General features: G+C 58.7%; 24 protein-coding genes, 1 tRNA gene and 1 pseudogene. 10 read left to right on the top strand and 16 right to left on the bottom strand.

Annotated features, from left to right (window positions below; translation table 11 throughout):
• Nucleotides 1-21 precede the first annotated feature (21 nt).
• Together SynMEDNS5_RS03705 and SynMEDNS5_RS03710 are read right to left on the bottom strand one after the other, a co-directional pair.
• Nucleotides 22-2,718 (bottom strand): glucosidase, encoded by a 2,697-nt coding sequence (locus SynMEDNS5_RS03705; RefSeq protein ID WP_186584607.1) that lies wholly within the window; start codon nucleotides 2,716-2,718, stop codon nucleotides 22-24.
• 84 nt (nucleotides 2,719-2,802) lie between these two features.
• Nucleotides 2,803-2,888 (bottom strand) — tRNA-Leu (locus SynMEDNS5_RS03710).
• A 63-nt stretch (nucleotides 2,889-2,951) separates the two neighbouring features.
• Between SynMEDNS5_RS03710 and SynMEDNS5_RS03715 the strand changes: the two genes are divergently transcribed.
• Genes SynMEDNS5_RS03715 through trpA form a run of 3 tightly spaced genes read left to right on the top strand, consistent with a single transcriptional unit; the run spans nucleotide 2,952 to nucleotide 4,390 of the window.
• Entirely contained in the window at nucleotides 2,952-3,197 is a 246-nt protein-coding gene (locus tag SynMEDNS5_RS03715; protein WP_370593586.1) for an NAD(P)H-quinone oxidoreductase subunit L, read from the top strand.
• A gap of 1 nt (nucleotide 3,198) precedes the next feature.
• Nucleotides 3,199-3,555 carry a DUF3007 family protein gene (locus tag SynMEDNS5_RS03720; protein ID WP_186584617.1) on the top strand — a complete coding sequence of 119 codons (357 nt, stop codon included), beginning with the start codon at nucleotides 3,199-3,201 and terminating at the stop codon, nucleotides 3,553-3,555.
• 31 nt (nucleotides 3,556-3,586) lie between these two features.
• Nucleotides 3,587-4,390 carry a tryptophan synthase subunit alpha gene (gene trpA / locus SynMEDNS5_RS03725; protein WP_186584619.1) on the top strand — a complete coding sequence of 268 codons (804 nt, stop codon included), beginning with the start codon at nucleotides 3,587-3,589 and terminating at the stop codon, nucleotides 4,388-4,390.
• Nucleotides 4,391-4,393: 3 nt separating this feature from the next.
• On the opposite strand, the gene SynMEDNS5_RS03730 is transcribed toward trpA, so the two are convergent.
• A complete protein-coding gene (locus tag SynMEDNS5_RS03730) occupies nucleotides 4,394-4,765 on the bottom strand; it encodes an AbrB family transcriptional regulator (RefSeq protein ID WP_186584621.1) in 372 nt (123 codons plus the stop codon).
• A 94-nt stretch (nucleotides 4,766-4,859) separates the two neighbouring features.
• Between SynMEDNS5_RS03730 and SynMEDNS5_RS03735 the strand changes: the two genes are divergently transcribed.
• Entirely contained in the window at nucleotides 4,860-5,129 is a 270-nt protein-coding gene (locus SynMEDNS5_RS03735) for a YciI family protein (protein ID WP_186585823.1), read from the top strand.
• Here SynMEDNS5_RS03735 and SynMEDNS5_RS03740 read toward each other — a convergent pair.
• Complete coding sequence (locus tag SynMEDNS5_RS03740) at nucleotides 5,105-5,437, bottom strand: c-type cytochrome (RefSeq protein WP_186584622.1); 333 nt, start codon at nucleotides 5,435-5,437, stop codon at nucleotides 5,105-5,107. The two genes, SynMEDNS5_RS03735 and SynMEDNS5_RS03740, sit on opposite strands and share 25 nt — an antisense overlap.
• A gap of 23 nt (nucleotides 5,438-5,460) precedes the next feature.
• A complete protein-coding gene (locus tag SynMEDNS5_RS03745) occupies nucleotides 5,461-5,706 on the bottom strand; it encodes a DUF3136 domain-containing protein (RefSeq protein WP_186584623.1) in 246 nt (81 codons plus the stop codon).
• Between the two features lie 85 nt (nucleotides 5,707-5,791).
• Between SynMEDNS5_RS03745 and SynMEDNS5_RS03750 the strand changes: the two are divergent.
• A pseudogene (locus SynMEDNS5_RS03750) lies at nucleotides 5,792-6,253 on the top strand (Nif11 domain/cupin domain-containing protein); the annotation flags it as partial.
• On the opposite strand, the gene SynMEDNS5_RS03755 reads toward SynMEDNS5_RS03750, so the two are convergent.
• The 5 genes from SynMEDNS5_RS03755 to SynMEDNS5_RS03775 all read right to left on the bottom strand — a co-directional run bounded on the left by SynMEDNS5_RS03755 (nucleotide 6,216) and on the right by SynMEDNS5_RS03775 (nucleotide 8,787).
• Nucleotides 6,216-6,776, bottom strand: coding sequence for a phosphate-starvation-inducible PsiE family protein (locus SynMEDNS5_RS03755; RefSeq protein WP_255440285.1), 561 nt, complete (start codon nucleotides 6,774-6,776; stop codon nucleotides 6,216-6,218). The pseudogene SynMEDNS5_RS03750 and the gene SynMEDNS5_RS03755 sit on opposite strands and share 38 nt — an antisense overlap.
• A gap of 5 nt (nucleotides 6,777-6,781) precedes the next feature.
• Nucleotides 6,782-7,036 carry a hypothetical protein gene (locus SynMEDNS5_RS03760; RefSeq protein ID WP_186584625.1) on the bottom strand — a complete coding sequence of 85 codons (255 nt, stop codon included), beginning with the start codon at nucleotides 7,034-7,036 and terminating at the stop codon, nucleotides 6,782-6,784.
• Nucleotides 7,037-7,077: 41 nt separating this feature from the next.
• Nucleotides 7,078-7,410: a hypothetical protein gene (locus tag SynMEDNS5_RS03765; protein ID WP_186585824.1), complete on the bottom strand. Its 333-nt coding sequence runs from the start codon at nucleotides 7,408-7,410 to the stop codon at nucleotides 7,078-7,080.
• Nucleotides 7,411-7,418: 8 nt separating this feature from the next.
• Nucleotides 7,419-7,775 carry a YkvA family protein gene (locus SynMEDNS5_RS03770; protein ID WP_370593567.1) on the bottom strand — a complete coding sequence of 119 codons (357 nt, stop codon included), beginning with the start codon at nucleotides 7,773-7,775 and terminating at the stop codon, nucleotides 7,419-7,421.
• Between the two features lie 85 nt (nucleotides 7,776-7,860).
• The gene (locus tag SynMEDNS5_RS03775; protein ID WP_186584627.1) at nucleotides 7,861-8,787 is read right to left on the bottom strand and encodes a sigma-70 family RNA polymerase sigma factor; all 927 of its coding nucleotides are present in this window, start codon (nucleotides 8,785-8,787) and stop codon (nucleotides 7,861-7,863) included.
• Nucleotides 8,788-9,036: 249 nt separating this feature from the next.
• Between SynMEDNS5_RS03775 and SynMEDNS5_RS03780 the strand changes: the two genes are divergently transcribed.
• The 3 genes from SynMEDNS5_RS03780 to SynMEDNS5_RS03790 all read left to right on the top strand — a co-directional run bounded on the left by SynMEDNS5_RS03780 (nucleotide 9,037) and on the right by SynMEDNS5_RS03790 (nucleotide 11,002).
• Nucleotides 9,037-9,528: a DUF2214 family protein gene (locus SynMEDNS5_RS03780; RefSeq protein ID WP_186584629.1), complete on the top strand. Its 492-nt coding sequence runs from the start codon at nucleotides 9,037-9,039 to the stop codon at nucleotides 9,526-9,528.
• A 12-nt stretch (nucleotides 9,529-9,540) separates the two neighbouring features.
• Nucleotides 9,541-10,197 carry a matrixin family metalloprotease gene (locus SynMEDNS5_RS03785; RefSeq protein WP_186584647.1) on the top strand — a complete coding sequence of 219 codons (657 nt, stop codon included), beginning with the start codon at nucleotides 9,541-9,543 and terminating at the stop codon, nucleotides 10,195-10,197.
• Between the two features lie 127 nt (nucleotides 10,198-10,324).
• Complete coding sequence (locus SynMEDNS5_RS03790) at nucleotides 10,325-11,002, top strand: L,D-transpeptidase (protein ID WP_186584649.1); 678 nt, start codon at nucleotides 10,325-10,327, stop codon at nucleotides 11,000-11,002.
• Here SynMEDNS5_RS03790 and hisIE read toward each other — a convergent pair.
• A complete protein-coding gene (gene hisIE, locus SynMEDNS5_RS03795; RefSeq protein WP_186584659.1) occupies nucleotides 10,999-11,679 on the bottom strand; it encodes a bifunctional phosphoribosyl-AMP cyclohydrolase/phosphoribosyl-ATP diphosphatase HisIE in 681 nt (226 codons plus the stop codon). The genes SynMEDNS5_RS03790 and hisIE overlap by 4 nt on opposite strands.
• Nucleotides 11,680-11,747: 68 nt before the next feature.
• On the opposite strand from hisIE, the gene SynMEDNS5_RS03800 reads away from it, so the two are divergent.
• Nucleotides 11,748-12,248 (top strand): 6-carboxytetrahydropterin synthase, encoded by a 501-nt coding sequence (locus tag SynMEDNS5_RS03800; RefSeq protein ID WP_186584661.1) that lies wholly within the window; start codon nucleotides 11,748-11,750, stop codon nucleotides 12,246-12,248.
• On the opposite strand, the gene clpB is transcribed toward SynMEDNS5_RS03800, so the two are convergent.
• Nucleotides 12,208-14,823 (bottom strand): ATP-dependent chaperone ClpB, encoded by a 2,616-nt coding sequence (gene clpB / locus SynMEDNS5_RS03805; RefSeq protein WP_186584671.1) that lies wholly within the window; start codon nucleotides 14,821-14,823, stop codon nucleotides 12,208-12,210. The genes SynMEDNS5_RS03800 and clpB overlap by 41 nt on opposite strands.
• Nucleotides 14,824-14,963: 140 nt before the next feature.
• On the opposite strand from clpB, the gene SynMEDNS5_RS03810 reads away from it, so the two are divergent.
• Nucleotides 14,964-15,179: a hypothetical protein gene (locus SynMEDNS5_RS03810; RefSeq protein ID WP_186584673.1), complete on the top strand. Its 216-nt coding sequence runs from the start codon at nucleotides 14,964-14,966 to the stop codon at nucleotides 15,177-15,179.
• Nucleotides 15,180-15,183: 4 nt separating this feature from the next.
• Here SynMEDNS5_RS03810 and SynMEDNS5_RS03815 read toward each other — a convergent pair whose 3' ends face one another.
• The 4 genes from SynMEDNS5_RS03815 to SynMEDNS5_RS03830 all read right to left on the bottom strand — a co-directional run bounded on the left by SynMEDNS5_RS03815 (nucleotide 15,184) and on the right by SynMEDNS5_RS03830 (nucleotide 17,263).
• Nucleotides 15,184-15,330, bottom strand: coding sequence for a Nif11-like leader peptide family natural product precursor (locus SynMEDNS5_RS03815; RefSeq protein WP_255440289.1), 147 nt, complete (start codon nucleotides 15,328-15,330; stop codon nucleotides 15,184-15,186).
• Between the two features lie 50 nt (nucleotides 15,331-15,380).
• Entirely contained in the window at nucleotides 15,381-15,743 is a 363-nt protein-coding gene (locus SynMEDNS5_RS03820) for a c-type cytochrome (RefSeq protein WP_186584685.1), read from the bottom strand.
• A gap of 133 nt (nucleotides 15,744-15,876) precedes the next feature.
• On the bottom strand, nucleotides 15,877-16,236 hold the full coding sequence (petE, locus tag SynMEDNS5_RS03825; RefSeq protein WP_186584687.1) for a plastocyanin: 360 nt from the start codon (nucleotides 16,234-16,236) through the stop codon (nucleotides 15,877-15,879).
• A 34-nt stretch (nucleotides 16,237-16,270) separates the two neighbouring features.
• Nucleotides 16,271-17,263 carry an NAD(P)-dependent oxidoreductase gene (locus SynMEDNS5_RS03830; RefSeq protein ID WP_186584697.1) on the bottom strand — a complete coding sequence of 331 codons (993 nt, stop codon included), beginning with the start codon at nucleotides 17,261-17,263 and terminating at the stop codon, nucleotides 16,271-16,273.
• Nucleotides 17,264-17,266 lie beyond the last annotated feature (3 nt).

Raw genomic sequence — 17,266 nt, forward strand, 5'->3', positions numbered from 1 at the left:
AGCCGCACCGCCTGGAGGGGATTAGGTCTGCCAACGATTCAGCTGCGTGATCATCTTGGCGATAATGGCGCTCCACCCTGTTTGATGACTGGCTCCGACGCCCGCGCCGCTGCAGCCATGGAAATATTCATTGAACAGGAAGAGATCACGCCACAGAGGGTTCTGCTGAAACTGTTCAACAGTGCCATTGAAGGCTCGTCGTCCGTCGGCATCGCGGCGGAAGATGCCGATCAGGCGTTGTTCCAACTCAAGGGAAATCTGCCAGAGGTTCAGTTCCCTGCCGGACCCTGTCGGGAATTCCATTTTGAAATCGTCGCCGAAGAAATGGCCGAATTTCTGAAGGGCTTCGATCAGTAGGTAGTTGATCGGCATCCAGATGGGGCCCCGCCAGTTGGAGTTACCTCCAAACATGGCAACTGGGCTGTCGGCCGGGCTGTAGCTGATCGTGGCGTAGTCATCTCCCTGCTGATATGAATATGGATTGTTTTCGTAAACCTTCGAGAGGCTGCGAATGCCGTAGGGAGACAGGAACTCCTGTTCATCGAACACTCTCGTCAGAATTCGCCGCAGGCGGTTGGGAGGCACGATTGAAAACAGAACCCTGTCCCGGTGCCATGTGCCGAGGTGCGGGATCGCATCAAATGGGGCTCCGCGTTCCTTCCCTAACTCATTGAGGTAGCTGCGCACATCCAGGGCTGGAATTGAATCCACCGTCTGGGCGTCAAAGGTGGCGATCGCCAGCAATGGGATCAGTCCGCTGAGAGAGCGGGTGCGCAGGTAATCGGAGCTCCCGTCCGGCCGTTTCAGCACGTCGTAATAGAACCCATCCGCTTCGTCCCAATTCACGAATCCACGCCCTGAAGGACTGTTCAGGGCATAGGTCAGCCGACTGAAGTCGCTGACAAAGCGTTCACATAAGCCTTTGTACTCCTCTCGATCACTCGCTAGCAGAACACAGGCCTCCAGCATGTTGAGACTGAGCATGCCCATCCAGGCTGTGCCATCGGATTGCTCGATCCGACTGCCGTCTTTCAGGGGATAACGGCGATCGAAGATGGCGATGTTGTCGAGCCCGAGGAAGCCGCCTTCGAACAGGCTGTCCCCGTTGCGATCCGTGCGGTTGGCCCACCAGCCGTATTCGAGCAGAAGCTCCCGCAGGCTGGCGCGAAGAAAGGGGTAGTCCTTTTGCCCATGGGTGCGCTTGGAGATCTGGAAAATGCGCAGGCTGGCCCAGGCTCCGATCGGTGGATTGGCATCGGATAAGGCCCATTCGTAGGCGGGGGACTGCCCGTTGTTGGCTGTCACGCTCGCCTGGCGAAGCATGCGGGCCTGACGCTTTGCTTCGCCGGGGTCGAGTTCTGCGAAGGCCACGGCGTGAACCATGAGATCCCACTGACAGAAGTAGGGATATTCCCAACAGTCCGGCATCGAGATGATGTTGCGGGCTCGCAGAGTGCTCCAGTAAGCGTTCTCGGTGTGCCAACGGCTTTCCGGTGGTCTCAGAGAGTTGCTGTCGCCGCGCAACCATCGGGCGACATACCAGTTGTAAAACTTGCGGCACCAGAACAACCCGGCCGCCGCCGCGGCGTGGATCGCTCGGTCTTCCGTACCCAGGCCCGGTGCCACCCACTGCAGGTGATCCTCCCAGTCCTGTCGACGCTGGCTCAGGACGGCTTCGACCTGACTGGACTCCATCGGGTCTGGAGCCTTCGCTCCGTGATGGTCATGTCGGCAGAGGCGAAGATTCACCTGCCAGACCTCGCCTGGTTCAAGACGGCGTTGGAGATGAAGCGCTGCTTTGCTGCCCTCGCCGATCGGGTTCACGGCGTCTGTTTGCCCTTCGATCAGATACCGGTGAAAGGCATCCTTCACATAGGGCTGGCGAAGCGGTTGGTTGTAAAGGCGCTCGGTGTTGGTTTCGTTCTCCGTGAACAGCCAGGTGCCCTGCTCGCTGCAGCTGAGGTTGTACGACGCCAACTCTTTCAATGCGTCGCTGACGACCACGCCGTCTGCAAGACGAATCCGTGGATGTGCGCTGTTTTCATCACCCCAGTCCCAGGTGTTGCGGAACCAGAGACTGGGAAGCAGATGAAGATCCGCTGCCTCTGGTCCCTGGTTGGTCACCGTGAGGCGGATCAGTAGATCCTCTGGCGAGACCTTGGCGTATTCAACGTCCAGATCGAAGAAGCGGTTTCCAGAAAAAATTCCGGTGTCGACCAACTCGAATTCAGTCTCATCCCGGCTGCGGCGTCGGTTCTCATCGCGCAGCCGTTCGTAGGGAAAGCGATCCTGCGGATAGCGGTACAGGGCCTTGGCGTAGCTGCATGTGGGTGTGCCCGCCTGGTGATACATCGTGTCTTTGAGGTCTTCCCCGTGATTGCCTTCAGGGTTTCCCAGACCGAACAAGCGTTCCTTGAGCACAGGATCTTTCCCGTTCCAAAGCACGGGAGCGAAGCAGAGCAGACCGTTTTCATCGCTCAGACCGAGAAGGCCATCCTCACCCCAGCGATAGGTTCGTAGATGGCTGTGATCGAAGGGAAAAGAGTTCCAGGCGTTGCCATCGTCCGAATAATCTTCACGGACCGTTCCCCACTGGCGATCACTGAGATAGGTCCCCCAGAGGTCCCATGGCTTCAGACCCGCATCCCTCTCCCGGGATCGAACCAACTCCATCGGCTCCTCGCCCAATTGAGCGGTCGAGATTATGGACGTAGTCATGCGGTGGTCTGATTCCTTGCCCCAGAACGTAGAGAGGGATTCACAGACTGCCCATGGGATTGTCCGCGCAATAGGAAGCTCGGATGGGGGCGGGGGGACTTGAACCCCCACAGGATTTTCATCCCAAACGATTTTAAGTCGCGTGCGTCTACCGATTCCGCCACGCCCCCGGAAACCCACTGGCTCCGATACGGCATCCTAGATTCTCCTGAGGACGGGAATCATCAGTGACGATTGAGACGCTTCTGAATGCCTTTCCCCAGGAGACTCTCCTGGTGATCGGTGCCTACGGCGCCCTCGGAGCGGCTTATCTCGTGGTCATCCCGCTGTTTCTTTATTTCTGGATGAACCGTCGCTGGACGGTGATGGGCAAGCTGGAGCGACTGGGAATCTATGGACTCGTTTTTCTTTTCTTCCCGGGGTTGATCCTGTTTGCACCCTTCCTCAATCTGCGACTCAGCGGCCAAGGAGACGTTTGATTTGACGCGAGCAGGAGTTTTGTCGCTGGGAGCCGCCCTGCTTGTGGCCGGGGGCCTGGGATACGCGGCATTTCAGGCACTGGGTCTGAAGGGATTTTCAGCGGGTATCGCAGCAGAAGCTCTGTTGGTGCTTGTGGTTGTTTTGTGGACAAGCAGTTATCTCTTTCGGGTCATCACCGGTCGAATGACCTACATGCAACAAAGGCGCAATTACAGAGCTGAGTACGACGCTCTCACGGATCAGCAGTTGCAGGCGCGTTTCGATGCGATGACGCCTGAAGAGCAAGCGGCATTATTGGCCTCAGTCTCTGGTGAGAAGCCTGAGGAATCACAAGACAAGGTTTCTTCCGACTCGTAGGCTCGCTGCCATCACATTGTCAGATTCTGCGATGCAGCCCTCGTCAAGAATCGCTGAGGTCTTCGCCAAGACTGCTCGTGAGCAGCGCCTCGCACTGATGCCTTTCATCGTGGCTGGAGATCCGAATCTCGAAAGTACGGCCGAAATCCTTCTCAGCCTTCAATCCAATGGTGCTGATGTGGTGGAACTAGGCATTCCTTACAGCGATCCACTGGCGGATGGTCCGGTGATTCAATCTGCTGCTTATCGGGCGTTGGCACAGAACACCACGCCATCCAACGTGCTCACCATGCTGCATGGTTTGCGCGATCGTCTGACGATGCCGGTGGTGCTGTTCACCTACAGCAATCCTCTGCTGAACCGTGGTGCGGAACAATTCTTCGCTGAGGCTGCAGCCGCAGGAGTCACAGGACTGGTGGTGCCCGATCTTCCCTTGGAAGAGGCTGAACGTTTGTCTCCGCTGGCTGCTCAGCAAGGCCTTGATCTGGTTCTGCTTGTGGCGCCCACCACTCCAGAAGATCGTCGGTGCAGGATCGCGACATCCAGCCGCGGATTCACGTATCTCGTCAGTGTTACAGGAGTAACGGGTGAACGTGCATCGCTTCAAGATCGTGTGGCAGAGCTGGTGCTTTCGTTGAAGGGATTGGAGGCAGGACCTGTTGCGGTGGGGTTTGGAATCTCAGGGGCTGATCAGGTCCGTCAGGTGCGGGAGTGGGGTGCTGATGGGGCCATCATTGGCAGTGCTCTCGTTAAAAGAATCGCCGCTGCACAACCTGGTTGCGCAGCGGCGGAAGCAGGTGAATTCTGCCGGGAGCTTCGAGAGGCTGCCGGCTGATGATCACTCTTCGTCTTCGTCAGTTCCGCCAACGGGAACGAGGCGAATCTGCTTGCGACCAAGCTTGATTTCGAACTCATCACCAGGCTTGAGATCAAGCATGGCTGTATAAGCCTTGCCAATCAACAGATTGCCGTTGCCTTGAACGGTTGCGACATAAGAAAGCTTGCGACCGCCTTTGCCGATTCCAGCAACGCCGGTAGCGCCGAGATTCACTCCCTTGGCTTCGAGTAGTGCTTCGTAGAAGGCGGTGAAGTTGAGGCGCTCCCCACCATCCTTCTTGTTGGACACATAACCGCAGGCACGGACGAGATCAGACTTGCTGACATCACCCAGCTCCTTCACTTTGTTCAGCAGGTCAGCACCAGTAAGCATGGTGATTGAAAACATCTACTTACTGAACATAGCGCTTAATGTGCAGCATGTGCCATCCTTTGCATCGGTTTTGTACCTACTGGGCAAGCAACCTATGGCTCGATTCGTTCTCTGGGGTCTGTACTGCGAAGATGCTCTTCAAAAAAGAGTGCCTTTTCGGGATGAGCATCTTGCTCGACTGCAAAGTCTCAAGGACGACGGCACCTTGATCACTCTGGGTCCTACAGAGGGCAGCACTCATGTGTTCGGAGTGTTCGAAATGAAGAGTGAATCCGCGGTTCGCGCGCTGCTGGAAGCTGATGTCTATTGGCGCGAGGGTATCTGGACGCGTCTGGATATTTATCCCTGGGTCCAGGCGTTCTGAGCTTGAAGCCAGACCCAATCACCCACGACGATCTCGTTTCCCTCGCCGAGGGCATCGCCATAACCGCTCATCTGGCCGATTCCCTCTCTGGCGATCGTTGCAATCGCTTCTGGATTGTCCAGGCCTCGTTTCGATAGATCCTTCAATTTCAATGATCGGCCGCGGCGAATGATGTTGCCACCGTTGGGATGACATCCAGCGCAGTGGAGATCAAACAGCTGGGCGCCATCTGTGGATAGGGCGCTGACCCTCTGTGCCGGCAAAACAAGAGCGATCAATAATCCGGCGACAATCAATAGTGCTCGCATCGCCAGGAACCCTTTGAGGATTCTCAGTCTGCCTTCGAGGCGGTGTCATTGATCCGATGGGAGCGCTGGTAGCGAAGCACAAGATCCTCAGGGGAGCGATAGCTCTGCGGAAGCGATCGATGCAGGCGTTGGAGATAGTCCCAGCAGATGGTGCGCTGAATGGCCGTCATGGATCGCCCTTCAGACACAAGGCGACGCAAGGCTTGGCAATAGCTTGAAAATCCTGCTTCCAGATCACCGATCGTGAGCGTGCGACTTGAGGCGGTCATGACCGAATCTGTCAGGTTCCCCTGACTTTCGTGGTGTCCCCGTCTTTTCGTCTGTTGCCAGGATCACGAGATTGCTTTGGATGTCATGGCAGAAGCGGATCTGCAGCGGTTTCTCAAGAAGGTCAAGGCGCTGAATGCCCTCGTTGAGCACCTCGAGAGCGATCCTGCTTCTCGGAGACAGTTCGCTTCCTGCTCGGATCACAACGCAGTTGTGGCTTTGGCTTCAGCGTGGGGATTCGATATTGGACGCCGTTGGGGAGAGACATCGTTTGCTCCGCAAGCTCCATCGACGGCGACGACCAACCTTCTGGCGGATGTGGGTTGTCTTCCGGGTGAGGAACAGGAGAACGTTCTATGCAGCGGACCGGATTGGAGGCTGGTGAGAATCCAATCCAACGGCTCAAGCACTCCCGCAGGCTCTTGGTACGAGCAGAAAGAGCATGAATGGTTGACCTTGCTGAAGGGGAGCGCCCTTCTTCGACTGGCTGAACCTGACCAGCTGGTCGATCTCAGTGTTGGAGATCAGCTCTTGCTTCCGGCCGGTCGTCGTCATCGGGTGGAAAGGACTGATCCCCATCCAGGTACGACCTGGTTGGCTCTGTATTGGGCTGATGCCCCTGGGCTGATCCCCACGGCCGCATCGAACGTTTAACCAGCCAATAAGCGCCGGCCAAGGCGATGGATGAAATCCCCAGGCCGATCAGGAGCTGAGGTTTGTTCTCAGATCCTGCGGGGAGAACGATCACTTTGCGGGCCACGGCGGTCAAGGCGGTGACGAGAACCAGTTCAATTTGAACAACGTGTCGCCTCAGATAACTGGTGATGTTCTGAAGCACTTCCAAAGCGATCAGAACAGTCAGCAGATCTCCAAGCACTCGGATCAGTCCGTCACCGAGCCAGTACGCATCCTGGTCGGTGGTGATCAGGGCCAGCGTGACTTTGACCGTGAGCTGAACCAGGGCGGCAACGATGACCACAGCTGTGATCACGGTGAGAAGAATGGCGACTTGCTTTTCGCCTTGATCAACCCACTGAAGGAAGCTTCGACGTTGGCGACGGAACTCGGGCATGCGCTTCAGTTGCTGCTGAAGGGGTTGTAGTAGGGCTTCGCGGGGGTGTCTCCGGGAGGGTTCTCGATCTTGGTGTTGCAGGTGATCGAGCCGTCTGCGTTCTCAAGGCAGTCGGTCGGTACAACTGTGCTTTGCGGACCAGTGCGGCTGTTGGGGCCCAGAAGCCAAACCTCTGATTGGGCCAGGACGGCCTGGGGAAGGGTGGCGGAAAGGGCCGTCATCAAACCGATGCCGGCAAGCCGTCGGTGCAGGGAGGGCATCGTTCTCAGCTCATCTCACTCCACTTTGCCCGGGATTTCCCTCAGGTGGCGCGGTCATCGCGGATTTCCTGCAGCAGTAGGTCGAGCTGCCCGAATGGATCGGCAGAGTCACTGGCTGTGTTCACAGCCTCGCTGAGGAAGTCCGAAGGCTGTCCATCCGCCCACTCGGCTTCGATGGCGCAGAGGTGGGCCGCAAGTCTTGGCATGCCACCAAGGCTGTAATCCCGTTGAAGACTCTCAAGAAGGGCGGGCATGCGTGTGGATGAGGCCCGGAGGCTGCGCCGCAGGTCGGCCTGCGTTCGCCCTTGGTTCTTGAGCCAGTCCTTGAGCAGTGCTCCGAGGTCGTCCTCCAGCTCTTGAGACCAGGGGGTCATGGATTTGATCATGGAAACCACCGCTCCAGTCTGCGCTGAGCCCGCTGCCTGATTTCGGGAGTGATGTGATTCCTGCACAGTCCAAGCAAGGCGGTGAGTGCCACCAGATCGTCGCTGAAACCAGCCACTGGCAGAAGGTCAGGGATCAGATCAATCGGAACGAGCAGATAAGTGAGCGCCGCAAGAACGGTGACTCTGGCCTGATGGGGTGTGCTCGGCTCGAGCACCATCTCCATGGCTTCAAGTGCTGGGCGGGCGAGAAATCGGCCGCTCCGCTTGAGCAGGTTGCGAAGCAAACCCGCATCCACCGTGACGTCGACAGTCTTTGAATCGGCGCGAGAGGAAGCGGATGCCAACGGGGCCATTCTCCTGAGAATGACCATTATCTTCAGTGGTTCCGACGGGCTCGGGAAGGAGAGGGATCCGGCGCGTTGATGGTCGGGTTTCCGCTCAAACGCTCATTTCGACCAGTCCGTGCTGAATTCCGGTCTTGCGGAGCTTGCGCAGAGCGCGCTGCACCACCTGGCGGCAGTATTCGCGGCTGCAGTTCATCTGACGAGCCACCTCGGCCAATGTTCTCCATTCATTGCTTCCGTCAAGGCCGAAGCGCAGCATGACAACGGTGCGTTCCTTGGGCGTGAGGTTGGATTTATCGAGCAGTTTCCAGGCTGATGCCGTGCGCTCGGCAATCTCAGCCCTTTCCATAGGCGGAACTTCCTCGCTGGGCAGCACATCCACCAGCTCCGACGGATCGGATTTTGACTTCACTACGCCTTGAAGGCTCACGGTGACGCTGCGCAATTCACAGCCAAGAAGATCTTCAACTTCGCTGATTGGAAGATTCATGTCGTCGGCCAGCTGCGCTGTGCTCGGTGACAAGCCATTCCGTTGCATTAAACGGGCTTTGGAAGCACGAAGTTTTGTAAGTTTTTCATTCACATTGACGGGGATGCGAATGGTGCGGCTCTGGGTGGAAAGAGCACGATTAAGTCCCTGCCGAATCCACCAATAGGCATAGGTGGAAAAACGATGACCTCGGGTTGGATCGTACTTTTCAACGGCTCGGGTCAGCCCGAGGGTCCCCTCCTGGATCAGGTCTAGAAGGTCAAGGCCTTTGCCCTGGTAGCGCTTGGCGAGATTCACAACCAGCCTGAGGTTGGCTGTGATCATCTGATTCTTGGCCTTTTCACCGCGTTTGATCGTTCGCTTCTCGTCATCGCTGAACTCGCAGGCCGGGCCGCTGCCCCCGGCGAGCTGACAACGCTCGGTCAGGGTCACCATGGCCTGCACCTTCCGGCCCATGGTTAATTCCTGTTCAGGCGTCAGTAATTGGTGTCTGCCGATTTCGCCGAGAAAAGCACTCAGGGAGCTCACCATTTTGTTGGCTCTGTTTCTTTGAACCTAGGGCGAATGTCTTTTTCTCTGGCCCGTGTAATAAAGAGTGCGGAATTCATTATTTGGACACAATTTTGAATTTGTTCTGATTCCCTTTTTTGTTCGTTTTTTCAATCGTTTTTCTTCGCTTTTCGTCTGTCTGAGTATTTCTGCATAGGACAAGCTCGCTGCGTAACAGCCGCTTGTGTAGTTCTACCGCTACCCTCGCTGGCGCCGACCTGTGTCGAACCCATGCCTCTGGCCACCGTGCTCACCCCCGAGATCGCCAAGAGTGCGGGAGTGGCCTACATCCACTACGTGAGCTTCATGTTCTGCTTTGCGGCGCTGGTTGTGGAGCGCAGGCTGCTGCGTCCGGATCCTGATCGCCGTGCGGCAACGGCGATGGTGATCACCGACATCATTTATGGCATCGCAGCTCTGGCGCTCCTGGTGAGCGGCATCTTCCGAGTTCTTTATTACGGCCAGGGAAGCGAGTTCTATACCCAAAACCCACTCTTCTGGTGGAAGGTCGGTCTTTACTTGAGTGTGGGGGCCCTCTCCCTCTATCCAACGATCACCTACATCCTCTGGGCGATCCCCTTGCGCAAGGGCGAGCTCCCCAAGGTGAGTGAGGCTCTGGCCACCCGCCTCGGATGGATCATCAATGTGGAGTTGGTGGGCTTTTCGCTCGTTCCTCTGCTCGCCACGCTGATGGCCCGAGGGGTCGGCCTGCCCAGTGTGTGACGCAGGCGATTCATGAACCTTGACCCGTGCCCTCCCGCCCAGGCGGAGCGCGTTCTGGAGGGGGAGTCGCTTCGGGCAGGCGCTGCTGCATCAGCCCCGGGATACGGCAACAAGTTGGCCCGGTCTCACTATGGAGCCCCCTCGTTGCCGCGATGGTGTGTATGGGTTCAACCCGCTGCCGGGATAGAAGCGGATCGCTGGGAGCGACGTTGGCTCCAGGGTGTGGATGCAGCGCTGGCCAGCTGGGCCAAGCTCCTTCCTGTTGTTCGCGTTGAGGATCCACGACGCGCTCATGTGCGCGTTGAGCGGCGGCGCCCCCCGCTGCGTCAGCTTTCTGGGGGATGGCGCGCCAGTAACGGACGCAGTCTGTTGCAGGTGTTGGAGGTAAAACGTGCAGATCGCACGCTGCTCGAGCCTCGGGTCACCGTGCTGGTGTCGCCTGAGCTGCGTGCATCGTCTCTGAGGGCGACGGCGTTGCATGAGCTTGGGCATGCGTTTGGGCTCTGGGGCCATAGCGACAATCCCGCTGATGCCATGGCACCTGTGCAGGGGGCGTCCCCGGTGCTTGAGCCTTCCGCGGATGATCGCCTCACTTTGGAGTGGATCCGTCGCCAGCCGACAGGTTTTGGACAGCCATTGCCGCCCCAGCCTCAGAGTGGCGACGCGTAGAGGTTACGTTTGCGTAACGTATCTAAGACGGTTTCGTGTCGCCTTTGCCGGGTGGTGCTGCTTCGCGAGGATGTCATCAGGCTCTAAACCCGGCAAGCTGCTGAAGGAGAATCCTTCCTCTTTGGTTATGACGCGGAGATGGCGCACCGGACAGCTGATGGGACTCCCCGCCCTTGCTGCTCTGGCAGTTGCTGCGGTGGGGTGCAGTCCCTCGGATCGGACTGTTGATCAATCCGCTGGCGAGTCTGAAACCATCCTCATTCAGCTGGATGGCGACGATCCATCGGCCAGTCGGGGGGAGCTGCGACGCGGCAGAACGCCCCTGCAGTTCAAGGTTGGCTACGGCCGCAATGGCATTGCCTGCCAAGGAACGCGTTTCGAGGAGGGCTGGACTCCCCTGGGTACCTTCCGCGTGAATGCTGTGCTCAGTGCGGATCGCTTTGCGATGGCCCCCTCCCTGGTGAAGGCCTCCGGAAAAAGTGAGGCCTATTTGCGCGACAACCTCTTCCGCAACATGAGCGCGATTGACTTCAAAGGGGATGGTGAAAGCGCGGAATACGGCATCGGTTACATCAGCCTGACGCCGGTTCCACCGACGCCCCAACCATTCCGCTTCAACACCTACGACGGTCAGTTCCGCTGGTACAGCTTTGCCATTCACGGCACCAATGATCCCAGTCGGGTCGGTCAGTCAGTGACTGGAGGGTGCATCAATGTGGGACAGGAGGCGATGGCCGATCTGCTCAAGACCGTTCAGCTCGGAGACGAGGTCGTGATCACCTCCGAGAGCCCCTGCGTGTCTTAATCCGTTTCCTGGTGCCGCCTTGGTGCGCCTCTTCGGGCCGCAAGCACTTCCTGCACCTGGCGCCAGCTGACCCCGTGATGGGCCAGGGCCACTTGAAGATGGAAGAGAATATCTGCCGCTTCACCGGCAATCTCCTCGGGGTTGTTGTCTTTGCAGGCCATCACGAATTCGGCGCTTTCCTCGCCGATCTTCTTGAGAATGCGATTGTCACCGCCGCTCAGCAGTTTGTTCGTGTAGCTGCCCTCCTCGGGGTGTTCACGGCGGTTTTCGATTACGCGCATTAGTTCCGTGCAGGCATCCGCCGGCGGTGGCGGGGCCTGGGGGCCGCCTTCACTGCGCTGATCCCCGTCTTCAAAGAAACAACTGCGTGCACCGGTGTGGCAGGCCACATCGCCGCGCTGCTCGATGGTGAGCAGGATCACGTCGGCATCGCAGTCGTAGCGGATGTTGCGCACCGTCTGGGTGTGTCCACTGGTGGCTCCCTTGTGCCAGAGCTCCTGGCGGGAGCGGCTCCAGTAGTGGGCTTCGCCGCTGCTGAGGGTGAGCTCCAGCGAGCTACGGTTCATCCAGGCCACCATCAGCACGGCACCATCCAGCCAGTCCTGCGCAATCGCGGGGATCAGTCCCGCTTCGTTGAAGCGGAGCTGATCGAGGAACGCAGAGGTGAGGGGCGGCATCGGTTGGAGTGGGGTCCAGATGTAGACAGGAGGGATCCTCCCGCAGCGCCTTTCCGTTCGTCTGCCCGATGCCCCTGCCCCCCGCTGGTTACACCTGCAGCAAGCAGTTCGACGGTTACCCCTGCTGTCATCGCCAGTGGCGTCATCCGGGACATTGCCGGTTCGTGCATGGCTACAGCCGCAGTTTTACGGTTTGGTTTGCTGCCACGTCTCTGGACGCCTGTGGCTTTGTGGTGGATTTCTCCAGCCTCAGACCCCTGGAGGCTCAGCTGCGTGAGCAGTTTGATCACACCTTTCTGGTGAATGCCGATGATCCCCTGCTGGCGCAATGGCGGGATCTGCATGCGCAGGGGGCCCTTGATCTCCGCGTGATGGAGAACGTGGGCATGGAAGCTTCGGCACGGTTGGTGTGGACCTGGGCCAACGCACTCCTGAAGGAGCGTGATCAAAGCCGCAGCTGCTGCTGGCGTGTGGAGGCCCGGGAAAACCGGGCCAATGGAGCCAGCTACGAGGCCCTGCCGGAGTGGTTCAACGCAGGGCCAGCTGCTGCTGGTTCTCGTGGCCTGTGACGGGTTCGACATCCACATGGACGCTGTCACCGTCGCCATACCTTCCGGAGAGGATGGCTTTGGCAATCGGCGTTTCCAGTTCCCGCTGAACGGCGCGCTTGAGTGGGCGGGCGCCATAGACAGGGTCGTAGCCGGCATTGGCCAGCCAGTCCGTGGCTGCTTCGGTGAGAGTGAGACCCAGTTTGCGCTCATCCAACCGAGCGCGCAGTCGCTCCACCTGAAGGGTCACGATCTGGCGCAATTCATCCCGCCTGAGGCTGTGGAAGATGATCTGATCATCGAGCCTGTTGAGAAATTCGGGCCTGAAGTGAGCGCGCAGCGCCTCGTTCACCCGCCGCTCCATTTCGGCATGCTGACTGTCATCGCCCCCGAGGTCGAGGATCGACTGGCTGCCGATGTTGCTGGTGAGGATCAGAACAGCATTGGTGAAATCCACCGTTCGCCCCTGACCATCGGTGACGCGGCCGTCATCCAGGATCTGCAGCATCACGTTGAACACATCGGGGTGGGCCTTCTCCACCTCGTCGAACAGGATCACGGCGTAGGGCCGGCGTCGTACAGCTTCCGTGAGCTGCCCCCCGGCCTCGTACCCCACATAGCCAGGAGGTGCCCCGATCAGCCGGCTCACCGTGTGCTTCTCCATGTACTCCGACATGTCGATGCGCACCATGGAGTCCTCGCTGTCGAAGAGCTGAGCGGCCAGAGCCTTTGACAGTTCGGTCTTGCCCACCCCGGTCGGGCCCAGAAACAGGAAGCTGGCGATCGGTCGGTTGGGGTCGCTGAGACCAGCACGGGAGCGCTGGATCGCATCGGCGACAGCGGTGACCGCTTGCTGCTGACCCACGACGCGTTCGTGCAGCTCGGTTTCCAAGCTCAGAAGCTTGGCCATCTCCGATTGGACCAGCTTCGCTACGGGAATGCCTGTCCATTTCGCGATCACCTCAGCGATGTCGTCCTCGGTGACCTCTTCGCGAAGCAAGGACTTGTCCTGCGCTCCGTCGTCTGCCACAGCGAGGGCTGCCTCCTTGTCGGCCAGCTGTTTCTGCAGGGTGGCCAGGGTGCCGTATTCGAGTTCGGCCGCTTTGTTCAGGTCGTAGCTGCGCTTGGCTTGCTCCACCTGCAGCTGCACGCGCTCGATCTCTTCTTTCAGATTTGAGAGGTCGTCGATCGCGCCTTTTTCCTGCTGCCATTGGGCATTGAGGGTGCTCTGCTGTTCGGAGAGTTCCGCCAGCTCTCGCTCAAGGCGTTCCAACCGTTCCTGGCTGGCGGCGTCTGACTCGCGGCCGAGAGACAGCTTCTCCATCTCCAGCTGCAGAATCTTGCGGTCGATCTCGTCGATCTCCTCTGGTTTGGAGGTGATCTCCATCTTCAGGCGTGCAGCGGACTCATCCACCAGATCGATCGCCTTGTCCGGAAGGAAGCGATCGGCGATGTAGCGGCTGCTCAGAACTGCCGCGGCCACCAGGGCGCTGTCGGCGATACGCACGCCATGGTGCACTTCGTACCGCTCCTTCAGGCCGCGCAGGATCGAGACCGTGTCCTCGACGGTGGGCTGATCCACCAGCACTTGCTGGAAGCGACGCTCGAGGGCCGGATCCTTTTCGATGTGCTGCCGGTGTTCATCCAGGGTGGTGGCACCGATGCAACGCAGTTCGCCCCGGGCGAGCATCGGTTTGAGCAGATTGCTGGCATCCATGGCCCCACCGGTGGCGCCGGCACCGACCACGGTATGGATCTCGTCGATGAACAGCACGATCCCGCCGTCAGAGGCGGTCACCTCCTTGAGTACGGCCTTCAGCCGTTCCTCGAACTCTCCTCTGTATTTGGCGCCCGCGATCAGGGCGCCCATGTCGAGGGCGATGAGCTGTCGGTTCTGTAGGGCCTGGGGAACGTCGCCGTTGACGATTCGTTGTGCCAAGCCTTCAACGATCGCCGTTTTTCCGACCCCCGGCTCACCGATCAGCACCGGGTTGTTCTTCGTCCGGCGGCTCAGAATCTGAATCGTGCGGCGGATTTCCTCATCACGACCGATCACCGGGTCGAGCTTTCCGTCCCTGGCTGCGGCTGTGAGATCCCGTCCGTATTTTTCCAGGGACTCATAGGAGCCCTCCGGGTTCTGATCAGTCACGGTTTGACTGCCCCGCACGGCGTTGATGGCATTTTTGAGTGATTCGGGGTCAGTGCCAGCCTGCGTGAGCAGACGTCGTCCACAGCGACTGTCATCTGCAAGGGCCAGTAGCAGGTGCTCAACGGAGATATAGCTGTCGCCATAGTTTTGTTTGAGACTGTCGGCACGATCGAGCAGGTCGCTCAGGCCCTTGCCCAAATACACAGACTCAGGCGGGGACTGCAGAGCAGGCTGCTGACTAAGGTGACTCTCCACGCTGCTCTGCAGGGCGGCAGGCGTGACTCCCGCTTTTTCGAGGATGCGGCTGGCCAGACCATCCTGTGCCAGGAGGGCCTGGAGCAGGTGTTCCGTCTCCAGCTGCTGATGCCGGCGTTTCTGGGCCAGCTGCTGAGCCGAAAGGATGGCGGCCCAGGCTTTCTCAGTGAATTGTTCGGCCGTGGGTTGCATGGTTCTTGTCGTCTGCACCAACCGTATGGGTGATCTTCGGATCAGAGTCCTGGAGAACCGCTCCCTGTCGTTCGGTCTCCACGACAGGCGACGGTTAACCGATGGAAATCGGTAGGGTCCACCGAATTGTTCCACTCATGATGCAGCAGCCCAAGGCTGTCGATCCAGCTCTTGTGACGCGTCTTGTGGCCAGGGTGCGGGAGGTTTACGGCCAAACTCTTACGGATCCAGAGCGGATGTGCTGGACCGTTGTTCATGAACATCATCACGAGGCGATGCCAACGGAGTACGACATCCGTGAGGTTGACGAAGACTTGTATCTGGCGGTTCTTGAGGCTTGCCGTCAGGGGGCCTGATCGCTCAGATCCTGCTGTCGTTAAACCAGCTTGCGATCTTGGAGCAATGCGCATCGGCCTTGAAATCCTCGGCCGAAACTGGAAAGCCCGTTTGTCTTGCCAGTTCGATGACCGCATCAAGCGTGGCAAGGTTTTGAAGCTCTCGTCTCAAGCCAGGGCTGCGTTCAAGCGCTCTTACGAAATCACTGAATCCCTCCCGGCTCATCGAGACCAGCCCTGTTCGGCCTGGATCTCCACGTAAGCAGCGACATCCTCGATGTCCTTGTCACTGAGCTTGCCTTCGTAGGCAGGCATGGCGTTCTTGCCGTTCTCGATCTGATGTTCGATTGCCTCCAGCGGGTCCATGCCGTAGGACTCCAGATGGGCTTGCAGGTCAGTCTGGCTCAGGGTGCGGCTTGCGCTGATGACATTGCCACCACCCATATGGCATGCCGCGCAGTTGGCAGAGAACAGCTGGGCGCCATGCTCTGGATCTGGACTGCTCAGAGCACTGGCAGGGAGTGCGCCCATCAGGCTCAAGCCAATGCTGAGAAGCAAGGCCAGCAAGGACATGGGGTTCAGCATCAAACGCTGAGGATCTCTGCTTGAACCCTATCCAGACCTGGAAATAAAAAAAGCCCCCGGAAGAAAGGTGTCATTCTCCGAGGACTTGTTGTGTTGCTTTCAAAAAATCGTCAACCGATCCAGAAGATTGGGATCATTCAACGATCACTTTGCCGACCATGCCAGCACCACGATGGGGCTCGCAGTAATAGTCGTAGGTGCCGGCCTCGGAGAAGGTTTCCTCCCAGGACTCTCCGGGTGCGAAGGCGAGGTCGCTGTGGCTGAGTTCATCATGACCATCGAACACAGCGTTGTGAGGAGCCAGCTTGTTGTTCACGAACTTGACGGTGTCGCCAGCTTTGATGGTGACGGTGCTGGGCTCGAAAGCCAGCATCCCGGCATCAGTGCCGAGCTTCACTTCAACAGTGGAAGCATTGGCGGATGCCACGCCGATGGAGCAGACCACGAGGAATGCGATGGCTGCTGAAACGATGGACTTCAGGCTCTTAAGCATGATGTCAGGAACACTTCGGCGATCTTAAGCGTTTTTAGACTCCACCCCGGCGGGGTAGGCCTGAATCTTGAAGCACAGCTTCAAGATCTGCAGCATGACTGGTACCGCCGAAGCGCTCGGGTTGGGTCACCGGGTTGTGGATGAAGTGGCGCTGTTTGATGGAGAACCGGTCCCAGGCGTTCACCTCGATGGGGAGGATTTTGATCAGGGTTTCAATCAACCAAGGCCAAAGCGGCACCCCGGGTGTACGGGCCACTCCACGCCAACGGCAAAGGGTGGCGACGGCTTCATTCACGCTGATCACTGGCTGTCCCATCACGATGCGTCGAACAGGTCCCTGGCCTGGCTCTGGATTGCGCTGATGAGGGTTGGTCGCCAGATGGCCACAGATGGCAGCAATGTCCGCTGCATGGATGAAATGGAAACTGGCGTCGGCCCGTAGAAACCGTGCCAGCCATAGCCACTTGCTGGCTTCCGCCAACCCTTCTGTGAGATAGCTCGTCGGAAAAGGGCTGGTGCCGTCGACGCGTCCGCCGAACACCAGGGTTGGAAACACCGCCACGATCTTCTCGGCGAGCGGATGCTGCTCCAGCTCACTCAGGCACTGGGCTTTGGTTTGGATGTATTCCGTGCCGTAAGCAAGGGCTTCGGGGAGCGGCTGCAAGTGGCGATCAAGAATGCTTGCCGTGGAGAAATAGGTGATCTGCTCGATCAGATTCGGGTTGAGCAGCGCCAGCAACCGTTTCACCGCCACCACATTCACTTGCTGTGCTCTCTCGGGGTCCCCCCAGGCCGTGGCGGTATGAATCACCCGGGTGACTGTGCCCAGATCGCTGGCGAATCGGTCGGTTTCACGCAGATCCCCAACCAGCAGCCTCACCCTTGGGTTGTTGGCTTGGATCGCGGTGAGTTTGGAGGGGTCACGCAACCAGAGGAGAAGATCCGCATCGCTGTTCTGCAGCAGCCAGGCGGCGGTGTACTGACCGACGCAGCCGCTGGCGCCGGTGATCAGGATGCGAGCAGGCATTCG

This window comes from Synechococcus sp. MEDNS5, from assembly GCF_014279875.1.
In the GTDB taxonomy this organism is placed as follows: domain Bacteria; phylum Cyanobacteriota; class Cyanobacteriia; order PCC-6307; family Cyanobiaceae; genus Synechococcus_C.

Bases quoted from the DNA above. Each gene is read 5' to 3' on its own strand.
- SynMEDNS5_RS03830 (WP_186584697.1), bottom strand. From the start codon at position 17,263: ATGCCTGCTCGCATCCTGATCACCGGCGCCAGCGGCTGCGTCGGTCAG.
- petE (WP_186584687.1), bottom strand. From the start codon at position 16,236: ATGCTTAAGAGCCTGAAGTCCATCGTTTCAGCAGCCATCGCATTCCTC.
- SynMEDNS5_RS03770 (WP_370593567.1), bottom strand. From the start codon at position 7,775: ATGGCCCCGTTGGCATCCGCTTCCTCTCGCGCCGATTCAAAGACTGTC.
- SynMEDNS5_RS03730 (WP_186584621.1), bottom strand. From the start codon at position 4,765: ATGCTTACTGGTGCTGACCTGCTGAACAAAGTGAAGGAGCTGGGTGAT.
- clpB (WP_186584671.1), bottom strand. From the start codon at position 14,823: ATGCAACCCACGGCCGAACAATTCACTGAGAAAGCCTGGGCCGCCATC.
- SynMEDNS5_RS03780 (WP_186584629.1), top strand. From the start codon at position 9,037: ATGCCTCTGGCCACCGTGCTCACCCCCGAGATCGCCAAGAGTGCGGGA.
- SynMEDNS5_RS03775 (WP_186584627.1), bottom strand. From the start codon at position 8,787: ATGGTGAGCTCCCTGAGTGCTTTTCTCGGCGAAATCGGCAGACACCAA.
- SynMEDNS5_RS03745 (WP_186584623.1), bottom strand. From the start codon at position 5,706: ATGACCGCCTCAAGTCGCACGCTCACGATCGGTGATCTGGAAGCAGGA.
- SynMEDNS5_RS03740 (WP_186584622.1), bottom strand. From the start codon at position 5,437: ATGCGAGCACTATTGATTGTCGCCGGATTATTGATCGCTCTTGTTTTG.
- SynMEDNS5_RS03765 (WP_186585824.1), bottom strand. From the start codon at position 7,410: ATGACCCCCTGGTCTCAAGAGCTGGAGGACGACCTCGGAGCACTGCTC.
- hisIE (WP_186584659.1), bottom strand. From the start codon at position 11,679: ATGCCGCCCCTCACCTCTGCGTTCCTCGATCAGCTCCGCTTCAACGAA.
- SynMEDNS5_RS03735 (WP_186585823.1), top strand. From the start codon at position 4,860: ATGGCTCGATTCGTTCTCTGGGGTCTGTACTGCGAAGATGCTCTTCAA.
- SynMEDNS5_RS03790 (WP_186584649.1), top strand. From the start codon at position 10,325: ATGACGCGGAGATGGCGCACCGGACAGCTGATGGGACTCCCCGCCCTT.
- SynMEDNS5_RS03800 (WP_186584661.1), top strand. From the start codon at position 11,748: ATGCCCCTGCCCCCCGCTGGTTACACCTGCAGCAAGCAGTTCGACGGT.
- SynMEDNS5_RS03760 (WP_186584625.1), bottom strand. From the start codon at position 7,036: ATGCCCTCCCTGCACCGACGGCTTGCCGGCATCGGTTTGATGACGGCC.
- SynMEDNS5_RS03705 (WP_186584607.1), bottom strand. From the start codon at position 2,718: ATGACTACGTCCATAATCTCGACCGCTCAATTGGGCGAGGAGCCGATG.
- SynMEDNS5_RS03755 (WP_255440285.1), bottom strand. From the start codon at position 6,776: ATGCCCGAGTTCCGTCGCCAACGTCGAAGCTTCCTTCAGTGGGTTGAT.
- SynMEDNS5_RS03820 (WP_186584685.1), bottom strand. From the start codon at position 15,743: ATGCTGAACCCCATGTCCTTGCTGGCCTTGCTTCTCAGCATTGGCTTG.
- trpA (WP_186584619.1), top strand. From the start codon at position 3,587: ATGCAGCCCTCGTCAAGAATCGCTGAGGTCTTCGCCAAGACTGCTCGT.
- SynMEDNS5_RS03785 (WP_186584647.1), top strand. From the start codon at position 9,541: ATGAACCTTGACCCGTGCCCTCCCGCCCAGGCGGAGCGCGTTCTGGAG.
- SynMEDNS5_RS03810 (WP_186584673.1), top strand. From the start codon at position 14,964: ATGCAGCAGCCCAAGGCTGTCGATCCAGCTCTTGTGACGCGTCTTGTG.